At 73.3% G+C, this 14,915-nt stretch carries 15 protein-coding genes; 8 read left to right on the top strand and 7 right to left on the bottom strand.

Annotation, left to right across the window (positions count from 1 at the left end; all coding sequences use genetic code 11):
- Positions 1-263: 263 nt before the first annotated feature.
- Positions 264-845, bottom strand: coding sequence for an FMN reductase (gene msuE / locus ABD285_RS03765; RefSeq protein WP_284253961.1), 582 nt, complete (start codon positions 843-845; stop codon positions 264-266).
- A 121-nt stretch (positions 846-966) separates the two neighbouring features.
- Here msuE and ABD285_RS03760 point away from each other — a divergent pair, with 121 nt between their 5' ends.
- Positions 967-2,379: an LLM class flavin-dependent oxidoreductase gene (locus ABD285_RS03760; protein ID WP_344200430.1), complete on the top strand. Its 1,413-nt coding sequence runs from the start codon at positions 967-969 to the stop codon at positions 2,377-2,379.
- Here ABD285_RS03760 and ABD285_RS03755 read toward each other — a convergent pair.
- From ABD285_RS03755 to ABD285_RS03745, 3 genes are all read right to left on the bottom strand, one after another.
- Entirely contained in the window at positions 2,376-3,917 is a 1,542-nt protein-coding gene (locus ABD285_RS03755) for a molybdopterin-dependent oxidoreductase (RefSeq protein WP_344200427.1), read from the bottom strand. The two genes, ABD285_RS03760 and ABD285_RS03755, sit on opposite strands and share 4 nt — an antisense overlap.
- A 66-nt stretch (positions 3,918-3,983) precedes the next feature.
- Entirely contained in the window at positions 3,984-4,625 is a 642-nt protein-coding gene (locus ABD285_RS03750; protein WP_284253958.1) for a response regulator, read from the bottom strand.
- Entirely contained in the window at positions 4,622-5,785 is a 1,164-nt protein-coding gene (locus tag ABD285_RS03745) for an ATP-binding protein (RefSeq protein WP_284253957.1), read from the bottom strand. Before ABD285_RS03745 ends, ABD285_RS03750 begins: the two co-directional genes overlap by 4 nt.
- Positions 5,786-5,888: 103 nt before the next feature.
- Between ABD285_RS03745 and ABD285_RS03740 the strand changes: the two genes are divergently transcribed.
- Genes ABD285_RS03740 through ABD285_RS03730 form a run of 3 tightly spaced genes read left to right on the top strand, consistent with a single transcriptional unit; the run spans position 5,889 to position 8,347 of the window.
- Positions 5,889-7,397, top strand: coding sequence for a PspC domain-containing protein (locus tag ABD285_RS03740; RefSeq protein ID WP_344200423.1), 1,509 nt, complete (start codon positions 5,889-5,891; stop codon positions 7,395-7,397).
- Positions 7,394-7,696: a hypothetical protein gene (locus ABD285_RS03735; protein WP_284253954.1), complete on the top strand. Its 303-nt coding sequence runs from the start codon at positions 7,394-7,396 to the stop codon at positions 7,694-7,696. The genes ABD285_RS03740 and ABD285_RS03735 overlap by 4 nt, the downstream gene beginning before the upstream one ends.
- Before the next feature lie 9 nt (positions 7,697-7,705).
- A complete protein-coding gene (locus ABD285_RS03730) occupies positions 7,706-8,347 on the top strand; it encodes a LysE family translocator (RefSeq protein ID WP_284253952.1) in 642 nt (213 codons plus the stop codon).
- Between the two features lie 43 nt (positions 8,348-8,390).
- Here the strand turns inward: ABD285_RS03730 and ABD285_RS03725 are convergent, their stop codons facing one another.
- Positions 8,391-9,737, bottom strand: coding sequence for an MFS transporter (locus ABD285_RS03725; RefSeq protein WP_344200419.1), 1,347 nt, complete (start codon positions 9,735-9,737; stop codon positions 8,391-8,393).
- Positions 9,738-9,795: 58 nt separating this feature from the next.
- Between ABD285_RS03725 and ABD285_RS03720 the strand changes: the two genes are divergently transcribed.
- The 4 genes from ABD285_RS03720 to ABD285_RS03705 all read left to right on the top strand — a co-directional run bounded on the left by ABD285_RS03720 (position 9,796) and on the right by ABD285_RS03705 (position 13,464).
- Positions 9,796-10,725 (top strand): aldo/keto reductase, encoded by a 930-nt coding sequence (locus tag ABD285_RS03720; protein ID WP_284253951.1) that lies wholly within the window; start codon positions 9,796-9,798, stop codon positions 10,723-10,725.
- A gap of 63 nt (positions 10,726-10,788) precedes the next feature.
- Positions 10,789-11,850, top strand: a complete 1,062-nt coding sequence (locus tag ABD285_RS03715) for a type III polyketide synthase (protein WP_284253950.1) — start codon at positions 10,789-10,791, stop codon at positions 11,848-11,850.
- Positions 11,851-11,854: 4 nt separating this feature from the next.
- Positions 11,855-12,445 (top strand): isoprenylcysteine carboxyl methyltransferase family protein, encoded by a 591-nt coding sequence (locus ABD285_RS03710; protein ID WP_284253949.1) that lies wholly within the window; start codon positions 11,855-11,857, stop codon positions 12,443-12,445.
- Entirely contained in the window at positions 12,442-13,464 is a 1,023-nt protein-coding gene (locus ABD285_RS03705) for an NAD(P)/FAD-dependent oxidoreductase (protein WP_284253948.1), read from the top strand. The genes ABD285_RS03710 and ABD285_RS03705 overlap by 4 nt, the downstream gene beginning before the upstream one ends.
- 94 nt (positions 13,465-13,558) lie before the next feature.
- On the opposite strand, the gene ABD285_RS03700 is transcribed toward ABD285_RS03705, so the two are convergent.
- Entirely contained in the window at positions 13,559-14,218 is a 660-nt protein-coding gene (locus ABD285_RS03700; RefSeq protein WP_284253947.1) for an HAD hydrolase-like protein, read from the bottom strand.
- Positions 14,218-14,913: an endonuclease NucS gene (gene nucS, locus ABD285_RS03695; RefSeq protein WP_344200411.1), complete on the bottom strand. Its 696-nt coding sequence runs from the start codon at positions 14,911-14,913 to the stop codon at positions 14,218-14,220. Before nucS ends, ABD285_RS03700 begins: the two co-directional genes overlap by 1 nt.
- Positions 14,914-14,915 lie beyond the last annotated feature (2 nt).

Below are 14,915 nucleotides of genomic sequence, written 5' to 3'. Positions count from 1 at the left end.
GACCACATCGTGCAGCGCACGAGCGACCAGCACACGCCCACGCGGCTCGTCTGCCCCTAGGACGAGAGCGGTTCCGGCCGGGCGCGCGGGCATCCCGTCGCGCACCCACCTTCCGAAATGCAGGATCGGGGGATGGCGGATCGCGGTGGCGGCGCGCTCGCCTCGACCGGTACCGCCCGCGTCTCCTGCATTTCGGAAGAAGGAACGGAAGAAGATGCACGAGGCAACGGGACGAACGAGGGATGAAAACGGACGGGCGGCGGCTACCAGTTCGTGGGGCGCGCCTGCGTCACGCGCAGATCGAGCAGCGGCACGGCGCGGTCGGCGGCCTGCTCGACGCGCTCGCGCAGCGAATCCGACGCGATGCGGTAGTCGGCGAAGTCGCCGTCGCTGCCGTAGACGCCGAGGGGCAGCGTGAGCGCCTGGAAGAACCCGAACAGCGGCCGCAGCTGGTGCTCGATCGTGAGCGCGTGGCGCTCGCTGCCCCCGGTGGCGGTCAGCAGCACCGGGGTGCCCACGAGCGAGTACTGGCCGACGAAGTCGAACAGGTGCTTGAACAGGCCGGTGAACGACGCCCGGTAGACGGGGCTGCCGACGATCAGGAGGTCGGCGTGCTCGATCGCGTCGATCGCGTCCTGCGCGGCGGCGGGCATCGTGTCGCGGCGCAGCGACCCGGCCAGCAGCGGTCCGAGCTCGGAGACCTCGATCACGCGCAGCTCGACGTCGCGGCGGGCGGCCACGGCATCCGCCACCGAGCGCACGAGCACCGAGGTCTTCGACGGCGACTGCAGGCTGCCGGAGACCGCGACGACCGAGCGCGGACGGTCCTCCAGCACGGCGGTCATGCCCCGACGCTAGGGCGGTGCCCGCGGGCGGTGCACATCGCATGACGCCGCGTTGCCGCGTGTGACGTTTCCTTTCACGGCGGCTGGACGCCCCGCACGCGCGCGCGACAGGATGCCGCCCATGTCGCCGCAGCCCACGTCCCCCCGGCAGATCCGGTTCAACGCATTCGACATGAATTGCGTCGCCCACCAGTCCTCCGGCATGTGGCGCCACCCGCGCGACCGGTCGGCGAGCTACAACACGCTCGAGTACTGGACCGAGCTCGCGAAGCTGCTCGAGCGCGGCACCTTCGACGGCATCTTCATCGCCGACGTGCTCGGCACCTACGACGTCTACGGCGGCACGAACGAGGCCGCGATCCGGCACGGCGCCCAGGTGCCCGTGAACGATCCCCTGATGGTGATCCCGGCGATGGCGCTCGTCACCGAGAACCTCGGGTTCGGCGTGACCGCGGGCACGGCCTACGAGCACCCGTACCCGTTCGCGCGCCGCATGTCGACGCTGGATCACCTCACCAAGGGCCGCATCGGCTGGAACGTCGTCACCGGCTACCTGCCGAGCGCCGCGCGCAACATGGGCGCCGAGGACCAGCTCGAGCACGACGACCGCTACGACCACGCCGACGAGTACCTCGAGGTGCTCTACAAGCTGTGGGAGGGGTCGTGGGAGGACGACGCCGTCGTGAAGGACCGCGAGCGCGGCGTCTTCACCGACCCGAGCAAGGTGCACGAGATCGGACACGAGGGCCGGCACTTCAAGGTGCCCGGCATCCACATCTCGGAGCCGTCGCCGCAGCGCACGCCGGTGATCTACCAGGCGGGCGCCTCGAAGCGCGGGATGAGCTTCGCCGCCGAGAACGCGGAGGCGATCTTCGTCGCGGCGCCGACCAAGGAGACCCTGAAGTCGACCGTCGCGCGCATCCGGGACGCTCTGGAGACGGCCGGCCGCGACCGCTACGCCGCGAAGATCTACACGCTGCTCACGATCGTGACCGACGCGACGCCCGAGAAGGCGCAGGCCAAGTGGGAGGACTTCCAGAGCTACGCCAGCGAGGAGGGCGCGCTCGTCTTCATGTCCGGGTGGATGGGCATCGACCTCTCCACGTACGCGCTCGACGAGCCGGTCGGCAACGTGCCCTCCAATGCGATCCAGTCGGTCGTCGCGAACTTCGTCGAGTCGGCCGAGGAGCACGGCCAGGAGTTCACCGTCGGCGACATCGGCCGGCATGGTGCCATCGGCGGCCTCGGTCCGTACATCGTCGGGTCGGGCGAGCAGATCGCCGACCAGCTGCAGGAGTGGGTGGAGTTCACCGACGTCGACGGCTTCAACCTCGCCTACGCGATCACCCCCGGCACGTTCGAGGACGTCGTCGAATTCGTGATCCCGGTGCTGCGTGAGCGTGGCGTCTACCCGTCGGAGTACGAGGCCGGCACGCTGCGCCAGAAGCTGCATGGCCGCGGTGACAAGCTGCCCGCGGAGCACAAGGGCGCGTCGTACCGGTACGACGCGGCCAAGGGGGCGCTCGCCGGCTAGGTCGTCACCGTGATGGTGTGGTAGCCGGTCGCGCCGTCCGGCACCACGTCGGCCCTCGCCGCGGTCTGCAGCTCGCCGTCGGCACCGCGGGCGCGCACCGCGATGGTGTGCGACCCGTGCTCCGGATGCCAGGGCAGCCGCCACTGCACCCACGTGTCGGCCGAGATCGGCGTCGAGAGCTCCGCGGTCTGCCACGGCCCGCCGTCGATGCGCACCTCGACCGACCGCACGCCGACGTGCTGGTGCCACGCGACCCCGGCGACGACGTAGCCGTCCTTCTGCTTGCGCACCACATCGATACGCGACTCGAGCTTCACCGGACCCTTGGCCGACCAGCCCTCCTGGGTCCAGTACGCGGCCGCCTTGTCGTAGCGGGTCACCTCGAGCTTGACCACCCACTTGGTCGCCGAGACGTACCCGTACAGCCCCGGCACGACCATCCGCACCGGGAACCCGTGCTCCGGCGGCAGCGGCTCGCCGTTCATGCCGACCGCCAGGATGGCCGCGCGCTGCGGATCGGTGAGTGCCTCGATCGGGGTCCCGGCGGTGAAGCCGTCCTGGCTGGAGGACAGCACCATATCGGCGCGCGGTGACGGGCCGGCCCGCTCCAGCAGGTGCCGGATCGGATAGCCGAGCCAGCGCGCGTTGCCGATGAGGTCGCCCCCGACCTCGTTCGAGACGCAGGCGAGCGTCGCGTAGCTCTCCTCCAGCGGCAGCGCGAGCAGCTCCTTCCAGGTGAGGGTGATGTCGCGCTCGACCATCCCGGTGATCACGAGCCGCCACGAGTCGGGATCGATCTGCGGCACGGCGAGCGCGGTGTCGATGCGGTAGAAGCTGCTGCTGGGCGTGACGATGCGGGCCAGGCCCGGGATGCCGAAGTCGGCCCCGGCGGGCACGGCCGGCGCGGCCACCGCGGGCATCGGCAGCTTGAGCGCCATGCGCACCGCGGACACCGTGCGCGAGCCCGCCTCCAGTGCGACGCCGCCCGCCGTGGCGAGCGCGCCGGTCACGGCGGCGCCGACGGCCCAGCCCACGAAGAGACGCCGGCTGGGATCGGGCGCCGCGCCGCCGTCGGGCGCGGGGTCGGGCGCCGCGCGCTCCGGCATCCGGCGCACGAGCACGCCCAGCAGGACGATGCCGATCAGGCCGGCGGCGACCGCCGGCACCGGGTCGAGCGCACCGGGGTGCGCGCGCGTCGCCGCGGCGATCACGCCGAACACCGCGGCGGCGCCGATCAGCACGCGTCCGAGCGGGGGGCGGCGCACCTCGATCACGCCAGCGAGGGCCGCGAGGATCGCGAGCGCCACGCCGACGCCGACGAGCAGGGCGCCCTTGTCGTCCTTGCCGAACAGGCCGATCGCGAGGTGCTTCGACCAGGCCGGGGAGGCGTCGATCAGGAGGGAGCCGACGACCACGAACGGCCCCGCGGTTGGGGCGACGATCGCCGCGATCAGCTGGGCGATCCCGAGCGCGGCGCCCGTGGCGACGAGCCCGGCCAGCGACGGCAGCACCCAGCGCCACCGGCGCGTTCGTTCCATGGCCGGAGCATAAGACGATCGGCTCGGCGCTCGCCGGGTGGGGCGGTCGACCGGGCGGAACTACACCTAGAGCAGTTTGCGCTCGAGCGCCCACGCGGTGAGCTCGTGGCGCGAGGAGAACTGCAGCTTGCGCAGCACCGCGGACACGTGCGTCTCGACCGTCTTGATCGAGATGTAGAGCTCCGCGGCGACCTCCTTGTAGGCGTAGCCGCGCGCGATGAGCCGCATGACCTCGCGCTCGCGTGCGCTCAGCCGATCGAGCTCGTCGCTCGACTCGGCCTGCTCGCCCTGGGTCGCGCCGAACGCGTCGAGCACGAACCCGGCGAGGCGCGGCGAGAAGACGGCGTCGCCGTCGGCGACCGAGCGCAGCGCCCGCACGACCTCGTCGCCCGAGCTGCTCTTGGTGATGTAGCCGCGGGCGCCGGCACGGATCACACCGACGACGTCCTCGGCGGCATCCGAGACGCTGAGGGCGAGGAAGCGCACGTCGCCCAGCAGGTCGCCGCAGCGGCGCAGCACCTCCGCACCGCCGCCGTCGGAACCGGGGAGGTGCACGTCGAGCAGCACGACGTCCGGACGCAGCTCGTGCGCCATCCGCACGGCCTCGTCGGCGGTCGCGGCCTCGCCCACCACCTCGACGCCGTCTCCGAGCTCGGCACGCAGGCCGGAGCGGAAGATCGAGTGGTCGTCGACCAGCAGCACCCTCATCGCGCGCCCTCCGTCGCCACGGCGAGCGGCAGCGACAGCCGCACCTCGGTGCCGCCGCCGTCGCTGCGCACCACCGCCCGGCCACCGGCGCGCTCCATGCGGCCGACGATCGACTCGCGCACGCCCATCCGGCTCTCGGGCACGTCCGTGGTGTCGAAGCCCGCCCCGCGGTCGCGCACGTAGAGCTCGACCCCGCCGTCGGCGACCTCGAGATAGACCGAGACGTCGCCGCCCGCGTGGCGGGCCGCGTTGAGCATCGCCTCGCGCGCGGCCCCGATGAGGGCGGCGCTGCGCACCTCGGTCGCATCGCCGACCGTGACGACGTCGAACCGGGCCGGGTGAGCGAGCTCCAGTTCGCCGGCGATCGTCCGCAGCTCGGTGGCCGCGTCGCCCGCGAACGGATCCGTGCCCGCGAACAGCCAGTCGCGCAGCTCGCGCTCCTGGGCCCGCGCGAGCCGCGCCACCTCGCTCTGCGGTCCCGCGCGGTGCTGGATGATCGCGAGGGTCTGCAGCACCGAGTCGTGCAGGTGGGCGGCGATCTCCGCGCGCTGCGCCTCGCGGTCGCGTGCGCTGCGCTCGGCTCCGAGCTCCGTCCACAGGTCGGCGATCCGCGGCACGATCAGGATCACCACGCCCACCATCGCGATGAGGACGCCGAGGATCACGGCGACGGGATTCGCCGGCGACGGCAGCAGCAGCACGCCCTCGACCACGAGCACCGCGCCCGCCACGATTCCCACGATGCGCCGGTACCGGTCGTCGTAGGCGGGGTCGGCGCGATCGAGCACGAGGCTCCAGGCGACGGCCGCGGCCGCCAGCGCCGCACTCGGCACGGCACTCGACACCAGCGGTTCGACGAGACCCGTGCGGGCGGTGCCGATCGCGACGACCGCCGCGACGCCGGCCAGGCCGACCAGGATCGCCGCGCCGGGGACGGCGCGGCGCACGCGCGGCGCGTCCTCGTCGGCGAGCGGCACGAGCGCCCACAGCCAGAGGTAGAGCAGGATGCCGCCCCCGCCCAGCAGCGCGAGCACGATCGCGAGCACCCGCACGGCACTCGCCGACCAGCCCACGTGCCGCGCGACGGCGGCGCACACCCCGGCCAGCAGCATCCGCCGCGGACGCCGGAGCGCGGGGCGGAGGGCGACGGCCGCGGTCATGCCCCGATCCAAGCACGGGCGGCGGAGCCCCCGGCCGGAAGTCAGGGTCGGATCAGGGGAACACCCCATGGAGCGCCGCGCGCATCACCGCGAGCATCGAGACATGGCATCGAAGAGTGTTCCGCCGCCGGCCGAGCCGGAGGCCGAGGAGACCGCGAGCGGCGAGGCGCCGCGCGATCCGCGGTTCTTCGCCTGGATCCGCACCCTCGGCCTGGTCCGGCGCACCGGATGGCTGGGCGGGGTCTGCGCGGCCATCGCCGATCGCACCCGGCTCGACCCGATCCTCGTCCGCGGCATCGTCGTGGTCCTCGCCGTCCTGGGCGCGCCGATCGTGCTGCTGTACGCGGCGGCGTGGTTCCTGCTGCCCGACGAGAAGGGCGCGATCCACGCGCTGACGCTGGCCCGCGGGCGGGTCGAGAGCGCGGTCGTCGCGATCGCAGGACTGACGCTGCTCTCCTTCCTGCCGCTGACCCAGGGATTCTGGTGGGCGGGGGCCGCGTACTGGGGCGAGCCGGACTTCGGGGCGTCGGCCGGGCGGATCCTCTGGACCCTGCTCGTCATCGCGGTGGGCATCGTCGTGATCGTCTGGCTGGCGCGCCGGGCGGAGCACCCCGACATCCGGAGCGTCCCGGCGACCACCGATGACAAGCCCGAGACGGTGCCCGGTGCGCCCCCCGCCGAGTTCGCCGGTCCGTCGACCCCGCCGGCCGAGGGCGACGCGGAGCTCGCCGGCTGGCGGGTGCAGCAGGAGCAGTGGCGGCACCAGCGGGCGGCATGGTCGGCTCAGCAGAGCGCCGACGACCGTGCCCGTCGCGCCGCCGAGCAGGCGGCCAGGGCGCAGGAGCGCGAGGCGCGCCTGGCCGCACGCCGGCGCCGCGAGCCGTTCGTCGGCGGCGCGGTCATCGGCCTCGTCTTCGGCCTCGCGGTCGTCGCCGGCTGTGCGGTCGGGCTGACCGCGGCCGTGCTGCACCCGGATCGCGCGGTCGGCTGGACCGCCGGCCTCGGCACCGCCGTGGTGGTCTTCGGTCTCGCCCTGGCGGTCGCGGGTGTGTTCCGCCGACGCGCCGGCGGCCTCGCAGCGCTCGCCGTGCTCGCCCTGGTCGGCGCCGCGCTCACCGCGCCCCTCGTCGTGAATCGCACCCTCGTGCCCTTCGTGGGCTACTACGGCATCGACACGACGCACGGCGGCCGGTACGCCCGCGTCTTTGGACCCACGGATCTCATCGTCGGTGAGGCGCACCGGCCTGCCGGCACCACGATCGATCTCTGGCAGCGCACGGGAGACGTGCGCGTGGACATCGCGCCGGGCGAGACGGTACGCGTCGTCGCCTCGGTGGCCGCCGGTGACGTGCGCCGCGTCACGTGGAAGCTGGGCCGGCCCACCGACGTGCATCGGGTCGCGCCCGGCTCACGACGCGACGGGATCGCGCGCTACGACGTGACGTACGGTGCAGGAGATCCCGATGTCGTCATCCGGATCAGCCTCGAGAGCGGATCGATCGCGTTCGGCGCCAATCCCGACCTCGACGGGAGCGCCGAGAACCGGGGGACGTCCACCTCGGCGCCGACTCCCACCCCGTCCTCTCCCGCGACCGAAGGAGCACGGCCATGACCCGCCCCCGCCTGCGCACCGCCGCGATCGTCTGGGGCCTCGTGCTCGCCGCGCTCGGCGCCGGCGTCGCGTGGCTCGTGCTCGAGCCGCACCGGATCGCCGCGATCGGCCTCCGCGTGCTCGAGGCCCGGCCGGCCGACATCGCGATCGGCCTGGTCGGCGCGCTGCTGGCCGTCGGCGCCGTCATCGTCGTCGGGTCGGCCCTGAGCGTCGTGCATCGCGCGCAGGACCGCGCCCTCGAGCGCCGCCTGAGCATGCCCGCCGCCGGCGCACCGGAGGGCGAGCCCGACGATCGATAGCATCGGCGCATGCCGCCGCTCGCCAGCATCCTCGGGTTCCTCGGCGCGGCGCTCATCATCTTCGTGATCCCGGGGCCGAGCGTCCTGTTCGTCGTCGGCCGCTCGCTCGCCCTGGGCACGCGGGGCGGCCTGCTGAGCGACGTGGGCAACGCTCTCGGGATCGTGCCGCAGGTGCTCGCCGTCGCGTTCGGGATCGGGTTCCTCGTGCAGCAGTCGGTCGTGCTCCTGACCGTGATCAAGATCGCGGGCGGCCTGTACCTCGTCTATCTCGGCATCCAGGCGATCCGGCACCGCAACGCCCGGATCACGGACGACGAGACCCCCGTGGCCTGGTCGCCCTGGCGGCTCATCGGGCAGGGCTTCCTCGTCGGGATCACCAACCCGAAGGCGATCGTGCTCTACAGCGCCGTGCTGCCGCAGTTCCTCGACCCGCGGCAGGCCGCGATCCCGCAGCTGCTGATCCTCGGCGGGATGGGCGTCGTGCTCGGCTTCCTCTCCGACAGCGTGTGGGTGATCATCGCGGGCACGGCGCGGCAGTGGTTCGCGCGCTCGCCGCACCGGATCGCCCGCACGAGCCTCGTGGGCGGGGTGCTGATGATCGGTCTCGGCGGCACCCTCGCCGTGAGCGGGGTCCCCGGCATCCGGGTCTGACCCGAACCCGGCGCGCGGCTCGCGGGGCGGTGCGCGAGGAGATTCAGGGCGTGGGCATGCGGGCGTCGTACTCGCGGAACGGACGCACCACCCGCACGATCGTGGCGGCGGCCACGACGATCGCGAACCCGCCGAGCACCGGGGGGAACCAGAGCGCGACGAGCGAGGCGAGGATGCCGGCGTAGAGGTCGCCGATGCGCGGACCGCCGGTGACCACGACCGTGAAGATGCCCTGGAGCCGGCCGCGCATGCCATCCGGCACGGCGACGATGAGCATCGTGCCGCGGAAGATCGCGCTCACCTCGTCGGCCGCGCCGCTGCCCGCGAGCGCGACGCCGGCGAGCACGAGGGCGACCGGGTTGACGTGCGCGAACGAGGAGGTCACCGTGCCGAACCACCCGGTCTGCATGGCGCCGATCACGAGGCCGAACGCCAGAATGCAGCCGCCGTAGACCATCACGGCGCGTCCGATCGCGACGCCGTGGCGATGCACATGGCCGACCGGCCCGCTGAACAGTCCCGCCACGAACACGCCGGCCGCGGCCGACGCCGTCAGCACCCCGACCGTGATGGCGCCGCCGCCGATCGCGAGCGCCGCCACCGCGGGGAACAGCGTGTACGGGCGGCCGAACCCCATCGCGATCACGTCGATGAGGAATCCGGAGCGGATGTTGGGGGCGCGTCGCAGGAAGGCGATCCCCTCGCGCAGCGACCGCCAACCGGGCCGCAGCGCGTCCTCCAGCGGGGTGAGGGAGGGCAGGCTCAGGATGCCGAGGAACCCGGCCGCGAACAGCACGGCGTCGACGGCGTAGGTCCACCCGAATCCGAACGCGGCGACGAGCACGCCGGCCAGCGCCGGCCCGACGGTGAGCTGCAGCCCGAATCCGATTCCGCCGAGCGCGTTCGCGGGCGCGATGTGCTCCGGCGGGAGGATCCGCGGGAACACCGCCGAGCGCGTCGTGTTGGACACCGTCGCGGCGATCGAGTTGAGGGTCGTGAGGAGGTAGAACTCCCAGAGCGCCGGCGCCGGACCCATCGCCGTCAGCACCGAGAGCGCGATGAGGCCGAGCGTCGTGACCCAGCCGACGAGCGAGCTGACGATGAGCACGATCCGGCGGTCGAAGGCGTCGGCCAGCATGCCGCCCCAGAGGCCCGCCACGACCATCGGCAGCAGCGCGATCCCGCCGACCAGCGAGACCGCAAGGGTCGACGCCGTGAGGTCGTAGATCTGCAGGCCGACCGCGACGACGGTCAGCTGCGCGCCCATCCCGGCGATCGTCGATCCGATCCACAGCCGGGCGAAGGCGCGCGAGCGCAGCGGGCTGAGATCGGCGAACCGGCGTCGCCTCGCGGTCGCGCTCGGCGACGCGGGAGGCTGGGGATCGGACACCGTGACCGAGATTACCGGCGGCGGGAATCGTTCCGCGGTGCAAGGGGTTGCCGCCTCCATGACCTCTCTCGATCTCGGGCCGCTCGTCCTCGGCGGCAACACCTTCGGCTGGACCTCCGATCGCGATCAGTCGTTCGCCGTGCTCGACGCGTTCGTCGCGGCGGGCGGCCGGGCGATCGACACCGCCGACGTCTACTCGCGCTGGGCGCCCGGCAACTCGGGTGGCGAGTCGGAGACGATCATCGGTGAGTGGCTGGCCTCGCGCGGCCGCCGCGACGACGTGGTCATCGCGACCAAGGTGTTCTCGCTGCCCGCGCGGCCGGGGCTCTCGCCCGAGAACGTCCGCGGGGCCGTCGACGACTCGCTGCGGCGCCTGCAGACCGACCGCATCGACCTCTACTTCGCACACCGCGACGATCCGGAGGTCGCCCAGGCCGACTACGTCGGCGTGTTCGACGAGCTCGTGCGGGAGGGCAAGATCCTCGAGGCGGGTGCCTCGAACTTCACGGCCGAGCGCCTGCGCAGCGCCGTCGAGATCGCGCGGTCCGCCGGGTTCGCGGGGTTCACCGTCGCGCAGGACCCGTACAACCTCGTGAACCGGGCCATCGAGTCGACGCTCGTGCCGACGCTTCTCGAGCTCGGCGTCGTCGAGACGCCGTACTCGGCGCTCGCGAGCGGGTTCCTCAGCGGCAAGTACCGCCCGGGCGTCGCGGTCGACTCGGCCCGCGCGGCGGGGGCGTCGACGCACCTCGACGATCCCGCGAACCTCGCGCTGCTGGAGCTGGTCGACACGATCGCGGCCGCGCGCTCCGTCAGCCCGGCGGCCGTGGCCCTGGCCTGGCTGCGCGGTCGCCCGGCGGTCGCGGCACCGATCGCGAGCGCTCGCACCCCGCAGCAGCTGACGGCGCTCGCCGAGTCGTTCGGGCTGGAGCTGAGCAGCGACGAGGTCGACCGCCTCGACGGCCGGATGGCGTCCACACTCACCTGAACCCCGGCCGGGAGCGGGCCCTTGGGGGAGCGGTGCGCACTCGCCCGGTGATACCGTCCGGCCATGTCGCGAATCGTGGCGGTGGCGCCTGCCCTGCCCGAGTACGCCTACACGCAGGCGGAGATCGCGGCCGAGATCGGCTCGCTCATCACCCACGACGCCGGCCGCCTCGCGGTGCTGTCGCGGTTCCATGCCGCGAGCGGCATCGGTCACCGGCACACCGTGCTGCCGCTGGAGCGCTACCGCGACCTGCACGGATTCGAGGAGGCCAACGACCTCTGGCTGAGCGAGGGCACCGCGCTCGCGGCGCGCGCCGTGGTCGCCGCACTCGACGCCGCGGGGCTGCGTCCCACCGACGTCGATCACCTGCTCTTCACCTCCGTCACCGGCATCGGGGTGCCGTCGATCGACGCGCGGCTCGTCTCGCGCATCGGCCTGCGGCCGGACGTCAAGCGCATGCCGTCGTTCGGCCTCGGGTGCGTGGCGGGTGCGGCGGGGCTGGCGCGGGTGCACGACTACCTGCTCGGGCATCCGGACGACATCGCCGTGCTGCTCTCGGTCGAGCTGTGCTCGCTCACGCTGCAGCGCGACGACGACTCGACCGCCAACTTCGTCGCCAGCGGCCTGTTCGGCGACGGCGCCGCGGCCGTCGTCGTGGCGGGAACGCGCCGGGCCGAGGCGCTCGGCCTGCCCGGCCCGGACATCGTCGACACCCGCAGCGCGCTCTACCCCGACAGCGAGAGCGTCATCGGCTGGGACATCGGCGGCACGGGATTCCGGATCGTGCTGACCGCCGCGGTCGCCCAGACGATCGACGCGAACATCGCGGGCGACGTCGAGCGGCTGCTCGCCAGCAACGCGCTCACCGGCCGCGACATCGGGGCGTGGATCGCGCATCCGGGCGGGCCGCGCGTGCTCGAGGCCTTCGAGAAGGGCCTCGGCCTCGACCGGGCCGACCTCGCGCCCAGCTGGCGCTCGCTCGACGCGGTCGGCAACCTCTCGTCGTCGTCGGTGCTGCACGTGCTGGCCGACGTCATCCGGCAGCCCGACGGAACGAATGGTCTGCTCTTCGCCCTCGGGCCGGGGGTCACGAGCGAGTACGTGCTGCTGAACTGGGCGGCCTAGGCGGGTGGGAACGGTCTCCGCGCTGCTGTTCACGGCGTTCGTCGTGCTCGTCGGATGCGAGCGCATCGTCGAGCTGGTCATCTCGCGTCGCAACGCCGCGTGGGCGTTCGCGCGCGGCGGCGTCGAGTCGGCCCGCGGCCAGCTGCCGTGGATGATCGCGCTGCACGTCGGGATGCTGGTGGGCGCCGTCGCCGAGGTCTGGCTGCTGGGTCGGCCGTTCATCCCATGGCTCGGCTGGCCGATGCTCGCCATCGCGCTCGGCTGCCAGTTCGCGCGCTACACGATGGTGCAGGCGCTCGGGCGACGCTGGAACACGCGCGTCATCGTGGTGCCCGGGATGCCGCCGGTCGCGGCCGGTCCGTACCGGTGGATGCGGCATCCCAACTATCTCGTCGTCGCGATCGAGGGCGTCGCGCTGCCGCTCGTGCACGCCGCGTGGATCACCGCGATCGCCTTCACGGTGCTGAACGCGGTGCTGCTGCTCGGCTTCCGGATCCCCGCCGAGAACCGCGCGCTGGAGCTAGGAGCGACGGCCATTTCTGGCCTTCGCCGCGACGCCAGCGCCGACGACCGTCCCGGTCGTCGGATGACGTGAGCGGGCACGTCCTCGTCGCCGGCGGCGGGCCGATCGGTCTGGCGGCGGCGATCGAGGCGCGGCTCGCGGGTTTCGACGCGACGATCGTCGAGCCGCGCCGCGGCGTCATCGACAAGGCCTGCGGCGAGGGCCTCATGCCCGCGGCGCCGCCCGCGCTCGCGCGGCTGGGGGTGACGCCGCGCGGAGTCCCGCTACGGGGCATCCAGTACCGCGACGGCAGCCGCGTCGTGACGCACCGGTTCCGCGGGGCGCCGGCGCTCGGCGTGCGCCGCACCGAGCTGCACGGCCGGTTGCGCGACCGGGCGGCCGAGCTCGGGGTGCGCACGGTCGAGGCGAGGATCGAGGAACTGCGACAGGACGACGCCGGGGTCGAGGCGGCCGGCATCCGGGCCGACTGGATGATCGCGGCCGACGGCCTGCACTCGACGGTCGCCGGGCTCGTCGGCCTCGATCGCGGTGCGCCCGCCGTGCGGCGCCGGTACGGGCAGCGCCGGCACTACGACCTCGCGCCGTGGACCGACCTCATCGAGGTGCACTGGAGCGCGCTCGGCGAGATCTACGTGACGCCGACCGCGGACGACGGCGTCGGCCTGTCGCTGCTCGCGCGGCAGGGGGTGCGATTCGACGACGCGCTCGAGGCGGTGCCGGAGCTCGCGGCGCGGGTCGCGGGTGCGACGCCGCGGAGCGGGCTGCGCGGGGCGGGGCCGTTCCGGCAGCGACGGGCCGGCCGGGTCGCCGGGCGGGTGCTGCTCGTGGGCGACGCATCCGGGTACGTCGACGCGCTCACCGGGGAGGGCATCCGGATCGGGCTGGCCGAGGCGCGCGTCGCCGTCGCGTCGCTCGTCGCCGGCGATCCGCACTCGTACGAGCGCGCCTGGCGCCGGGTCACGCGCGAGTTCCGGATGCTGACGGCGCCACTGGCCGCGCTCGCCGCGTCGCCGGCGCAGCCGCTCATCGTGCCGGCGGCGCGTGCGGCGCCGTTCCTCTTCCGCGCGGCCGTGGAGCGCATCGCCCGCTGACGCGGGTTGAGGAGCGACCGCCGCAGGCGGACGCGTCTCGAAACCCTCATCGCGCGGTGGGTTTCGAGACGCGTCGCGCTGCGCGCGGCGCTCCTCAACCCACGAGGCCGAGGAGGGTGCGCAGCTCGGCGGGATCGCGCGCGATGGCGATCGCCCCGGCGGACTCCGCGAGAGAGCCGTAGCCCCACGCGGCGAAGATCGTCGGCACGCCGTGCACGGCGGCGCCCTCGATGTCGTGCTCCCGGTCGCCGACCAGCACGGGCGCGCTCACGTCGAACCCGCGTTCGCGCAGACGCTGCAGGGCGAGCGCCACGACGTCGGCCTTCGCGCTGCGCCGCTCATCCTCGCTCGCGCCGGTGATGACGTCGAGTTCGCCGAGCAGCCCCTCGTGCTCGAGGATGGCGCGCGCGAGCGACTCCGGCTTCGAGGTCGCCAGCGAGAGCGGCACCCCCGCGGCGTGCAGCTCGCCCAGGAGCGCATCCACCCCCGCGTACACCGTCGCGTCGAAGACGCCGATCGTGCGGTACCGCTCGCGGTACACGGCCAGTGCGGCGCGGGCCTCGTCCTCCGGCAGTCCCGCGAGCTCGCGGAACGAGTCGAGAAGCGGCGGACCCACCCAGACGAGCATCTGGGCGGCAGTGGGCACCGGCATCCCGAGCTGTTCGAACGTCCACGCGAGCGTCGAGGTGATGCCGGGTGCCGAGTCGACGATGGTGCCGTCGAGATCCCAGAGCACGCACGAGAAGCGCGGCATCAGAACAGCCTCGCGTGGCCGGTCTCGAGGCCGCGCATGGCGTCGTAGTCGAGCACGACGCACCGGATGCCGCGGTCCTCGGCGAGCGTGCGCGCCTGCGGCTTGATCTCCTGCGCCGCGTACACGCCCGACACCGGCGCGAGTCGCGGGTCGCGGTTCATGAGCTCGAGGTAGCGCGTCAACTGCTCGACGCCGTCGATCTCGCCGCGGCGCTTGATCTCGACCGCGACCGAGCCGCCCGCGGCATCCCGCGCCAGGATGTCGACCGGTCCGATCGCGGTCATGTACTCGCGCCGCACGAGCGTGTAGCCCTCGCCGAGCAGCTCGATCTGCTCCGCCAGCAGGCGCTGCAGATCGTCTTCGACCCCCGACTTCTGCAGGCCGGGATCGACGCCGAGCTCGTGCGACGAGTCGTGCAGGATCTCGTGGATCGAGATCACGAGCATGTCGGCGGTCTTCGCGTGCGTCACCCGCCACAGCTCGACGACGCCGGCGGAGGCGCGCTCCTCGTCGACCTCTTCGACCGCGAACGTCGCCGGCGGGCTCATCCAGTTCAGCGGCTTGTAGCTGAGCGAGTCGGAGTGCACGAGCACGGAGCCGTCGCCCTTCAGTACGAGCAGCCGCGTCGCGAGCGGAAGGTGCGCCGAGAGCCGGCCCGCGTAGTCCACGGAGCAACGGGCGATGACGAGACGCACCC

This window comes from Pseudolysinimonas kribbensis (genome assembly GCF_039531715.1).
In the GTDB taxonomy this organism is placed as follows: Bacteria; Actinomycetota; Actinomycetes; order Actinomycetales; family Microbacteriaceae; genus Pseudolysinimonas; species Pseudolysinimonas kribbensis.
The sequence above is the reverse complement of the archived record's forward strand: the minus strand, read 5'-3'. Positions and strand labels throughout refer to the sequence as shown.

Bases quoted from the DNA above. Each gene is read 5' to 3' on its own strand.
- ABD285_RS03730 (WP_284253952.1), top strand. From the start codon at position 7,706: ATGCCGCCGCTCGCCAGCATCCTCGGGTTCCTCGGCGCGGCGCTCATC.
- ABD285_RS03750 (WP_284253958.1), bottom strand. From the start codon at position 4,625: ATGAGGGTGCTGCTGGTCGACGACCACTCGATCTTCCGCTCCGGCCTG.
- ABD285_RS03700 (WP_284253947.1), bottom strand. From the start codon at position 14,218: ATGCCGCGCTTCTCGTGCGTGCTCTGGGATCTCGACGGCACCATCGTC.
- ABD285_RS03735 (WP_284253954.1), top strand. From the start codon at position 7,394: ATGACCCGCCCCCGCCTGCGCACCGCCGCGATCGTCTGGGGCCTCGTG.
- msuE (WP_284253961.1), bottom strand. From the start codon at position 845: ATGACCGCCGTGCTGGAGGACCGTCCGCGCTCGGTCGTCGCGGTCTCC.
- ABD285_RS03720 (WP_284253951.1), top strand. From the start codon at position 9,796: ATGACCTCTCTCGATCTCGGGCCGCTCGTCCTCGGCGGCAACACCTTC.
- ABD285_RS03755 (WP_344200427.1), bottom strand. From the start codon at position 3,917: ATGGAACGAACGCGCCGGTGGCGCTGGGTGCTGCCGTCGCTGGCCGGG.
- ABD285_RS03760 (WP_344200430.1), top strand. From the start codon at position 967: ATGTCGCCGCAGCCCACGTCCCCCCGGCAGATCCGGTTCAACGCATTC.
- ABD285_RS03745 (WP_284253957.1), bottom strand. From the start codon at position 5,785: ATGACCGCGGCCGTCGCCCTCCGCCCCGCGCTCCGGCGTCCGCGGCGG.
- ABD285_RS03740 (WP_344200423.1), top strand. From the start codon at position 5,889: ATGGCATCGAAGAGTGTTCCGCCGCCGGCCGAGCCGGAGGCCGAGGAG.
- ABD285_RS03715 (WP_284253950.1), top strand. From the start codon at position 10,789: ATGTCGCGAATCGTGGCGGTGGCGCCTGCCCTGCCCGAGTACGCCTAC.